A 9894-nucleotide genomic window follows, 5' to 3' on the forward strand; every position below is an offset into this window, starting at 1 on the left:
CAGCGTCGGGTCTTCGTGCAGATCATGCAGGGTGGCATAGTCCAACCGATACCCCTGTGCCTCGGCCCAGCGGGCGAAATGGCGTTCATAGCTGGCCCACCCCGCCGAGGCGTATTTCTTGGAATAGCCATAGGCATAGGCCCATTCCATATAGGGATAGCGCACCATGTCCCCGACAGGCTGGGCGGCTTCGGGCAAGGCCCTCGGGGCGCCTTGCGGCAGCCAGCAGAACCCGCGGGTCCAGGGGCGCTGAGTCGACAGGGTTGGGGAAAACTGACGGCCATCCGCGCCGGTGATACCTTCATACGCGCTAGACCCGCCCCAGCAATTATAGGCAACCCAGGTTCCGGTGGCGCACAGAAACAGGATCGGCGCGCGGGGCGCGGATGCGGCGCGGCGGATGAGGATCAGGTGATGCTCTTGCACCGTTTCCGGCCCTCGCCGTCCGGTCAGCGTGATCAGATAGCCGCCCGGTGCCCAATCCGCCGGGATGTCGAAACTGTAGGCCACCGGCCAACCGCATCCGTTGACCGAGCAATCCTCGGGCGTTTCGTGATACACGCCCGGCAGACCATGCGCGGAGAGGACCGGCACCTGCGTTGGCCCATCTCTTGCGATCTCCAGATCCCAGCTGTCCGCCGTGGTGCTGACCCGCAATCCGACCGTGTCGCCCGGGGCATAGCTGAACCGGTCCGTATAGGCCCATACCTCCAGCACTTTGGGGTCGCGGGCCGGGCCGATATAGTAATTGTCCAGAATATGCCGCGCCCGAGCCCGGCTGCGCGGTGTCGGGTTTGATCCCGTTGCAAATGGCAGGTCAGACACGCGAATTCCCCCGGTGCATCAAGTCCCCGGACTGTCTGGGCGCAGAGGTGGAATTGCAAGAAAAAAGGCCGCGCAAAACGCGCGGCCCTTACATTCGGATATTCGGCGAAGATTAGTTCTTCGCGTAGAATTCGACGACCAGGTTCGGTTCCATCACGACCGGGTAAGGCACATCGCTCAGGCCCGGGGCGCGCACGAAGGTCGCGGTCATTTTCGAGTGATCGGCATCGATGTAGTCAGGCACATCACGCTCGGCCAGCGCGGCAGCTTCCAGAACGACAGCCAGTTGCTTGGACTTGTCGCGCACTTCGATCACGTCGCCTTCTTTGACGCGGTAGCTGGGGATGTTGACCCGCTTGCCGTTCACTTTGACGTGGCCGTGGTTCACGAACTGACGTGCTGCGAAAACGGTGGCAACAAACTTGGCGCGGTAAACGACCGCGTCCAGACGGCGTTCCAGCAGACCGATCAGGTTTTCACCGGTGTCGCCATTTACACGCACGGCTTCGGCGTAGATGCGGCGGAACTGCTTCTCGGTCAGGTCGCCATAGTAGCCTTTCAGCTTCTGCTTGGCGCGCAGCTGCAGACCGAAGTCCGACAGTTTGCCCTTGCGGCGCTGACCGTGCTGGCCGGGGCCGTATTCGCGACGGTTGACCGGGGATTTCGGACGACCCCAGATGTTTTCGCCCATCCGGCGGTCGATTTTGTACTTGGCAGACGTGCGTTTGGTCACGGCTGATCTCCTTCGTTTAGGTCGAGGCCTGTGCAGGCCACTATGAAGGGCGTTGTCCTCTTGAGGTCTCCCCCATGACAGGCATCCCCTTGCGGGGGCCACCAACACCAATGAAGCCGCGCTTATATCCGTGAAATGGGCAGAGTCAACAGGCCCCGGACAAGCTTTTCATGTATTTATCAGAGGGAAGTTCGGATCTATTCCGCTGCGGTCAGGATCAACGGCCCAAGATCATCTGCTTGACGCTCGGCATTTGGGCGCTGCGCCGGGAAGGCGACGACCACATCATCAGCCGATTGACCGTGATCCTCGGCATCCGACAGATCGGACATGGCACAGATCCAGAAGTCCTGATCCCGTTCGGGGCAACCTGATTCAAAAACCAGCACCGGCATCTCTTCGCCATCGACCCAGATCAGATCGGCGACAAAGCGGTGTGCGCCGTTTGAAATCTCGATCCATTGTCCGGCGATACGGGGTTGTTCAACCGCAGGTGCAGACAACCTGTCCGAAAGCAATGAAATCGCGCCTGCAAAAAGGGTCTGATCCAGACCAACCGCATCCGCGCCATCCAGGGCCACCGCCCGTCCGCGCCAGGACCATGACGCCCCAACAACCAATTGGGTCAGTGGCGCAGCCTCCAACCCATCCAATTCCGTTTGCGTCCAGGTAATCGCTCTGCGACCGTTGTTACCGGTTCTCATCTGCCCGCCTGTACCTTTAAAGCCCTACCGCTTACATTTTTCTGTGTATCAACGGTAAATCCGGCAGAAAAGAGACCGAATTGAAGCGATCACGAGAATGTTGCTTAAGAGTCAGATCATCCTGAGACTCCGCAGAATCTCAATACAACCTATTGGCTTAGAGTGAGGCGGATTCACCCGATATAAATGTGCCGCAATTCAATTGTCCATTCGAAAGATCAAATAAACATCTTAACAAAGGGTTAATGCAGACCTGCAGATTTCTGCCCGACTCATCTGTTGCTGAAATGAGTCGGACAGGAATTGCGCCCCCCGTCAGCGGGTCACAATGGCTGCCGTACCGCAGACCTCTGCCTGTGCTACGGAGCGCGCTCAGGCGAAGGCCACGCCGTTCTCGCTCATCGGCAGTTCCGACACCTGGAACCCCAGCCGCGCGATGGCATTGGCCAGTGCCGGTGCAGCCGGAGGCGTTCCCGGTTCGCCGATCCCCGTCGGGGCCTCGGCCGAGGGCACGATATGGGTCTCGATCGCCTTGATGTCCGAGATCCGCAGCGGTTCGTAATCGGGGAAGTTGGATTGCTCGACCGTGCCGCCATCCAGCGTGATCTGGTCGCGCATTGCATGGCCAATGCCATAGCCGATGCCACCTTCGATCTGCGCCTTGACCACATCCGGGTTAACCGCAATGCCGCAATCGACCGCTGCCGTCACCTTTTCGATCTGAATGCCGTCATCAAGGTTGCCCGAGAGCTCCACCACCTCGGCCACAAATGAGCCAAAGGATTTATGCACGGCGATCCCCTGCACATTGCCCGCAGCCGGATTGCCCCAATTGCCCTTTTCGGCGGCCAGTTTCAGCACGCCAGCCTTGCGCGCCTGATCCTTGTCATCGCCCAGATAGGCAAGGCGGAAGTCAACCGGGTCCTGCCCCGTTGCCGTGGCAGCCATATCCATCATGACCTCCATCACATAGGCCGTATGGGTATGCCCGACCGAGCGCCACCACAGGACCGAGGTCGCCTTTTCCGTATCGGTCAGGCCCACGGCCATACCGGGAATGGCATAGGGGTTGTCCGCCACGCCTTCGATGGTCGAATGGTCGATGCCATCACGGACCAGCATCGCCTCGAACGCGGTGCCTTTCATGATGGACTGACCCGCCACCTGATGGTCCCAGCCGACAATTTTGCCGTCGCCGTCCAGACCCACGCGCACCTTGTGGCCCACTGCGGGGCGGTAATAGCCGCCGCGAATGTCATCCTCGCGGTCCCAGACCAGTTTGACCGGGCGCGACCGGTCAGTCATCGCGAAAGCCAGCGCCGCCTCGACCTGATAATCCGCATCCGGGGTGGCCCGACGCCCGAATGAGCCTCCGGCCAGCATCGTCTTGATGTGGATTTTCTCGGCAGGCAGGCCGAAGATCTGCTGATAGGCCATATGCGGCCCGGTCGGCATCTGCGCGCCGTCATGCAGAACGATGTCGCCATCGGCGGTCTGTTCGATGGTGCAGTTCAGCGGCTCCATCGGAGCGTGGGCCAGCAGCGGGAAGTAGAAGGTCTTTTCGACAATCGTTGCCGCCCCATCCACCGCCGCGCTGACCGCCGACTGGTCCGCCTTGTTGACGTTGTAGACAGGGGCGGCGTCCAGTGCCGCCATGATCTCATCCCGGATTTCCTGAGACGAGCGGGTTTCGGCGGCAGAGAAATCCCAGTCGATCTGCAATGCTTCACGCGCCTGCATCGCGGCCCAGGTGTTTTCGGCGTAGACCGCCACGCCATGACCCGTGGGCAGGGTCTGGGCCATGATAAAGCCCCTCACCTCTTTCGCGTCGCTGTCATCGAAACCGGCGACCGTGCCACCCCGTTGCGGCGTGCGCCGGACCATGACCACCATCTGATTGTCCAGATGCACATCCATGGCGAATTTCGCCGTGCCGTTTACCTTGATCGGGCTGTCCTTGCGGCGCGTGGCCGGGTTGCCGATGATCTTCCATTCGGACGGCTCGCGCAGGCGCGGGGTTTCCGAGGGCGCGAAATCGGCAGCAGCGGCCACGAATTCACCCAAGGGGGCCGAATGACCTGCGCCCGCAATCATGCCGTTCTGAATATCCAGCGCCGAGGCATCCACGCCCCACGCCTGCGCCGCAGCCTTGATCAGCATCTCGCGTGCATTGGCCCCTGCGGTGCGATACTGTATCCAGGAATTCGCCATGGCGGTGGACCCGCCGGTGCCCTGAAACGGACCAAACAGCAGGTTGTTATAGACACCGGGATCGGAGGGGGCGAATTCGAAGCCGATCTGATCCATGCTCACGCCCAGTTCCTCGGCGATCAGAGAGGTCAGGCCGGTTGCAGGCCCCTGCCCTTTTTCAAAGTGCTTCACGATGGCGATGACAGTGCCATCGCTGTCGATCTTGACGAAGGGGTTCAGCATCGCATCGGCTTGGCCGGATGCGGCCATGGCACCCTTGGCATTGGCCCCGACATAGAGAACCGCACCAGCTGCGGCGGCGGTTTTCAGAAACCCGCGGCGGGAAAGATTGGCTGTCATATCAGGCCTCCAGAATTTCGGATGCGCGCAGAACTCCGGCGCGGATACGCTGATAGGTGGCGCAGCGGCAGGCATTGCCGTGCATGTATTCATCAACCTCGTCGGCGGTCGGCTTGGCGTTTTCGCGCAGCAGACCCACGGCATTCATGATCTGCCCTGACTGGCAATAGCCGCATTGGACCACGTCCAGCTCCAGCCATGCCTGCTGCACGGCGGCACCGATGCGATCCCGCTCCATCATCTCGATGGTGGTGATCTCGGACCCCTCGACATCTTCGATATAGGTCTGGCACGAGCGCACGGGCTCTCCGTCCAGATGCACGGTGCAGGCCCCGCACGAGGCGACGCCGCAGCCGAATTTGGTGCCGGTCAGTTTCAACTCATCCCGGATCACCCACAGCAGCGGGGTGCCGGGTTCGGCCTCGACGCGATGCGTCTGGCCATTCAGTTTCAGGTCAATTGCCATGGCTTAAAGGTCTCTCTTTTTGGCTTATGCTTGGTGGGAGTGGTCAAAACGCGCGCAGGCCCCAGCATGATCCGGGTGCCATCGCGACAGGGCGGGTTGGTTTTCGAGGATGACACAAGGCGGCAACCGCCTGAGTGCCTGTTTCAATCAGCCGCTTATGCAAAGGCTTCTCCTTTTCGGCCTAAAGCCCCAGATTCTGTTTCAGGCCCGCAATAAAGGTTGCATCGTCCTGCGCCTTGCGGGCATCCAGCAGCGTCTCGGCATCCGCCCCGGCGCGGTATCGCAGGCGTGGGCTGTTGTCCGTGACGGCGGTCCAGATCACATCGGCCACAAGGCTGGGTTCGGACGCGGTTTCAGTGTCTGAAAATGCCTCGAACAGCACCTGGACGACCGGCTGATACTCGACCATGCTTTCGTCATTGGCCATGTCAAAAGACCGACCCCCGAAATCCGTCTTGATCATGCCGGGTTCAACGATCTTGACCCTGATGCCTGCGGCCTCAAGCTCGAAATGAAGCGCTTCGGATATCCCTTCGACGGCGAACTTGGTTCCATGATAAAGTGTGCCCAGCGGGAAGGTCATCTGCCCGCCGATGGATGAGATGTTGACGATCACGCCCGACCCCCGGGCGCGCATATGAGGCAATATGGCTTTGGTGACCTCCAGCAGGCCAATCACATTGGTGTCAAACTGGCGGCGGATACGATCCATCGAAAAGGCTTCGAGCGGGCCAAATGCGCCGTATCCCGCATTGTTCAACAAAGCATCGATCTGGCCAAATGCCGCGATCCCCGACGCGACCGCTGTTGCGATCGACGCAGGATCGGTCACGTCCAGACGGGTGACCAGCACGTTGTCCCGACCGGTCAGATCCTTTTCCCGCGCGGGGTCGCGCATCGTCGCCACCACGTTCCAACCCTTGTTGGCAAACAACTCGGCCGTTGCCTTACCGATACCTGAAGACGCGCCGGTGATCAGAATTGTATGTGCCATATACAGCCCCTTGGTTTATCGTCGTTGATCCGAAAATAGCGCCCTGCGCGTCAGACGCGCTGCCTTATCCTCCAAATGATCTGCCTAATCCTCCGGGGTGTTGGAGTTTGGTGTTCCACGCCCGGCCAAACCGGCTATACCTCACATGGACAGGAGGTCCGGCGATGATACCAAACGATCTGGTGCAGGATGTGTTGAGCAGCGTGAGGTCTGCAGATGCGATGGGCGTCGGCTTCGAGACTGCGGTCAAAGGGCTTTATGCTTTTGCCGAGAACCAGACCACCGAATGCGCCGCCGGGTTTTATGAACCGATCATGTGCCTGGTTCTGCAGGGCACCAAGGAAACCTATATCGGCGGACGCGCAGTCCGCTATGGCGCCGGGGACACCCTGATCGCCAGCCACGCCGTACCGGTCGAGGCCGCTGTAATCCAGGCCAGTGCCTCTGCGCCATACACCGCGCTGGCTGTGGAACTGGACCTGACCCTGGCGCGCAGTCTTTATGATGAGATTGGCGAGTTGGCCGAAGGTGAAAGCGACGCTCAGACCCTGAACGCGGCGGCATCCGATCAAGCGCTGGTCGATGCAGTCGCCCGGCTGTTCCGCCTGTCACAAGACCCGGTCGAGGCCCGCGCACTGGCGCCGCTGGCTTTGAAAGAAATCCACTTCCGCCTGCTGCGCGCCCGCCATGGCGGCATGTTGCGACAGTTGTTGCGACTGGAAAGCCCGGCCAGCCGTATTTCCAAGACCATCGTCTTCCTGCGCAACAATTTCAGAACAAACATCCCCGTCGCCGATCTGGCGGCGGAATCCGGGATGAGCCTTTCGGCCTTTCACGAACATTTCAAAGCGGTCACCGCGACGACGCCTCTGCAGTACCAAAAAGAACTCCGCCTGCTTGAAGCGCGCCGATTGCTGGTCTCGGGCAATGTCTCGGTGGCATCCGTCGCCTATGATGTGGGCTATGAAAGCCCCACCCAGTTCAGCCGGGAATATTCCCGCAAATTCGGGTTGTCCCCCAGCGATCAGAAGACAAACAGCGCGATGCTGGCCGGGTAGGTGGTCTTGCAAACATGCGAGGCTTGACACCCATCAATTTCATCCTAATATTTCTGTCATGACAGAAATTACAGACCTCACCAATTCATCTGCCAAATCCAAGTTCATCCTCTATTGGGGGGACATGGGCAGCCAATGGGGCGTCAACCGATCTGTGGCGCAGGTGCATGCGCTGTTGTACCTGACCGAAACACCCCTGAATGCTGAACAGATTTCAGATCAGTTGGGAATCGCCCGGTCGAATGTCTCGAACTCGCTGAAGGAACTTGTTGGCTGGCGCCTGATCCACCGGGTCCCCGTTCCGGGCGACAGAAGAGAGCATTTCGCGGCGGAAACAGATGTCTGGGAAATGGCATTGCTGATCGCCAAAGGCCGGAAAGAGCGTGAGATTGATCCGGCCATCCGGGCCATCGATGTCTGCGTTTCGCAGGCCGAGAGCGAACCGGGTTTGCATCCGACTGTCCTGACCCGCATGCATGAGATGCAGGACTTCCTGACCACCGCCGACCGATGGTCGGACCAGATGCTGACAGTGCCAAAGTCGAAACTGTCTTTGCTGATGAAAATGGGGGACAAAGTGCTTTCGCTGCTCAATATCGGCAGCAAACGGAACGAATAAAAAATTTTACACCACAATTTCTCTTAATACAGAAATACCCGACAAAACAGTAGGAGCTGCCATATGAAACAAATCAATTTCTCACCACATCAACGGGTGCTTGCCGACAACCGGTTTCGCGATCTTGTCGGCGGTGCCATCTGGGCCACCCTGCCCCACCCGGTCAGGCGGCGCTTTGGTCATCGCCTGACCGGCGGGACCAGCGTGGTCTATCAGGGAAATGTGACCGTCATGCGCATGAGCCCGGCAGGCTGGGTACTGGCGCAACTTGCCCGATGCATTGGCGGACCCCTGCCCTTTGACACCTCTTGCGTGCGTCAACCCGCCGTCGTGGCGGTGACCGAAGATTGCGCCGGTTGCGGTCAGTTCTGGATACGCCAATACGGGCGCGCGGCGGGGTTCCCGCAGGTCATCCACAGCTCCAAACGGTTCGCCGGCCCGACCGGGGTCGAAGAATATATCGGCGCGGGGATTGGAATGGCCTTGCGCGTGCGGGCCGATCCATCCGGCCTGTATTTCGAAAGCGATCACTATTTTCTTCAACTTGGGCGCCGCAAGCTCAGGCTTCCGTCCTGGCTGCGCCCCGGCCGTCTGACCATCGCGCATCAGGACCGCGGTCGGGCGCAATTTCTGTTTTCCCTGACCCTTCGAAGCCGCCTGTTTGGTGAACTGATCCACCAAGAGGCGCTCTTCCACGACACAGAGGACCCGACATGGACAACCCAATCCTTTGGACATTGATTGCAATTCAGGTTTTCATGGGCGCATTCGACACGCTTGTGCACCATGAGGGCAGCGAACGCCTCGCCTGGCGGGCCTCGCAAAAAACCGAGTTGCGCCTGCACGGGGTACGCAACTTCTTTTACGCGGTCATTTTTCTAAGCTTCGCGTGGTTTGAACCCCATGGCCTGTTCACGATTGCCCTGACCACGATCCTGATCGTCGAAGTGCTCATAACACTATGGGATTTTGTCGAAGAGGACCTGACCCGCAGGCTGCCCGGCACCGAGCGTATCAACCACACGCTTCTGGCCCTGAATTACGGCGCCATTCTTGCGCTGGCTGCGCCGTACCTGTGGTCCTGGTCGCATTTGCCCACCGCGATCATTCCCGTCAGCTATGGCTGGTGGAGCGTGATGGCCACCCTGTCGGCCCTCGGAGTGGGTCTTTTCAGCGCGCGCGATCTGCTGGCCGCAAGCCGCAGTGACCGTCTGAGCAAAACTGATCCAGCGGAACTGGTCGCGGGTCTTCAGCCCAGACAGCATATTCTGATCACCGGCGGCACCGGCTTCATCGGACAAAGATTGGTGCAGGCGCTGGTCGCGGGCGGCCATTTCGTCACCGTCATCACACGTGACCCGCGTAAGGCCGATACGCTGGCCCATCCGGTACGGGTCATTACCAGCGTTGACCAGATTCACGACGCCGACCGTTTTGACGCCATCATCAACCTTGCCGGTGAACCGGTTGCAAACGGGCTGTGGACCGCAAGGAAACGTGCAAAGATCATCCGGTCACGGGTTGAGGTGACCCGGGCACTGGATGCGCTGATCCAACGGCTGGACCACAAGCCGGACTGCCTGATCAATGGCTCAGCCATCGGGTGGTACGGACTGCGCGGGGATGAGATACTGTCCGAGACAGATGCCCCCTCGCCCGCCTTTGTGCATGAGGTTTGCGATACATGGGAACGCTCGGCCCAGACAATCGTCAGGCATGGCGTCCGCGTCGTTACCCTGCGCATCGGTCTCGTTCTGGGTGTCGATGGCGGGATGCTGGCCCGGCTGCTGACACCGTTCGAATTCTGTGGCGGAGGCATTCTGGGCACTGGGCGTCAATGGATGTCGTGGATCGAGCTTGACGACATGATCCGGGTCATCGCATTTGCGCTGATGCGCAAAGACATCGACGGGCCGATCAACGCCACCGCGCCGGAACCGGTACG

General features: G+C 60.0%; 10 protein-coding genes. 4 read left to right on the forward strand and 6 right to left on the reverse strand.

Translation table 11 applies throughout. The features are described 5' to 3' along the window. The 6 genes from MPJ51_RS04475 to MPJ51_RS04500 all read right to left on the reverse strand — a co-directional run. A partial coding sequence (locus MPJ51_RS04475) for a N,N-dimethylformamidase beta subunit family domain-containing protein (RefSeq protein WP_337959806.1) occupies positions 1-825 on the reverse strand: 825 nt, incomplete at its 3' end. 112 nt (positions 826-937) lie between these two features. After that, complete coding sequence (gene rpsD / locus MPJ51_RS04480) at positions 938-1558, reverse strand: 30S ribosomal protein S4 (protein ID WP_170473046.1); 621 nt, start codon at positions 1556-1558, stop codon at positions 938-940. A gap of 197 nt (positions 1559-1755) precedes the next feature. Next, complete coding sequence (locus MPJ51_RS04485; protein ID WP_298382378.1) at positions 1756-2262, reverse strand: hypothetical protein; 507 nt, start codon at positions 2260-2262, stop codon at positions 1756-1758. A gap of 372 nt (positions 2263-2634) precedes the next feature. Then, positions 2635-4812 (reverse strand): molybdopterin cofactor-binding domain-containing protein, encoded by a 2178-nt coding sequence (locus MPJ51_RS04490; protein ID WP_298382381.1) that lies wholly within the window; start codon positions 4810-4812, stop codon positions 2635-2637. Position 4813: 1 nt separating this feature from the next. Beyond that, positions 4814-5278, reverse strand: a complete 465-nt coding sequence (locus MPJ51_RS04495) for a (2Fe-2S)-binding protein (RefSeq protein ID WP_298382384.1) — start codon at positions 5276-5278, stop codon at positions 4814-4816. 181 nt (positions 5279-5459) lie between these two features. Further along, positions 5460-6272 (reverse strand): SDR family oxidoreductase, encoded by an 813-nt coding sequence (locus MPJ51_RS04500; protein WP_298382387.1) that lies wholly within the window; start codon positions 6270-6272, stop codon positions 5460-5462. A 164-nt stretch (positions 6273-6436) separates the two neighbouring features. Between MPJ51_RS04500 and MPJ51_RS04505 the strand changes: the two genes are divergently transcribed. From MPJ51_RS04505 to MPJ51_RS04520, 4 genes are all read left to right on the forward strand, one after another. Then, positions 6437-7330: an AraC family transcriptional regulator gene (locus tag MPJ51_RS04505; RefSeq protein WP_298382389.1), complete on the forward strand. Its 894-nt coding sequence runs from the start codon at positions 6437-6439 to the stop codon at positions 7328-7330. A 58-nt stretch (positions 7331-7388) separates the two neighbouring features. After that, entirely contained in the window at positions 7389-7949 is a 561-nt protein-coding gene (locus MPJ51_RS04510) for a MarR family transcriptional regulator (protein WP_298382392.1), read from the forward strand. 63 nt (positions 7950-8012) lie between these two features. Next, a complete protein-coding gene (locus MPJ51_RS04515; RefSeq protein WP_298382395.1) occupies positions 8013-8690 on the forward strand; it encodes a DUF4166 domain-containing protein in 678 nt (225 codons plus the stop codon). Beyond that, positions 8663-9894, forward strand: a 1232-nt coding sequence (locus MPJ51_RS04520; RefSeq protein WP_298382398.1) for a TIGR01777 family oxidoreductase, incomplete at its 3' end; no start/stop codon positions are given. The genes MPJ51_RS04515 and MPJ51_RS04520, both read left to right, overlap by 28 nt.

Origin of the sequence: Ruegeria sp., from assembly GCF_028066395.1 — a bacterium.
Lineage (GTDB): Bacteria > Pseudomonadota > Alphaproteobacteria > Rhodobacterales > Rhodobacteraceae > Ruegeria.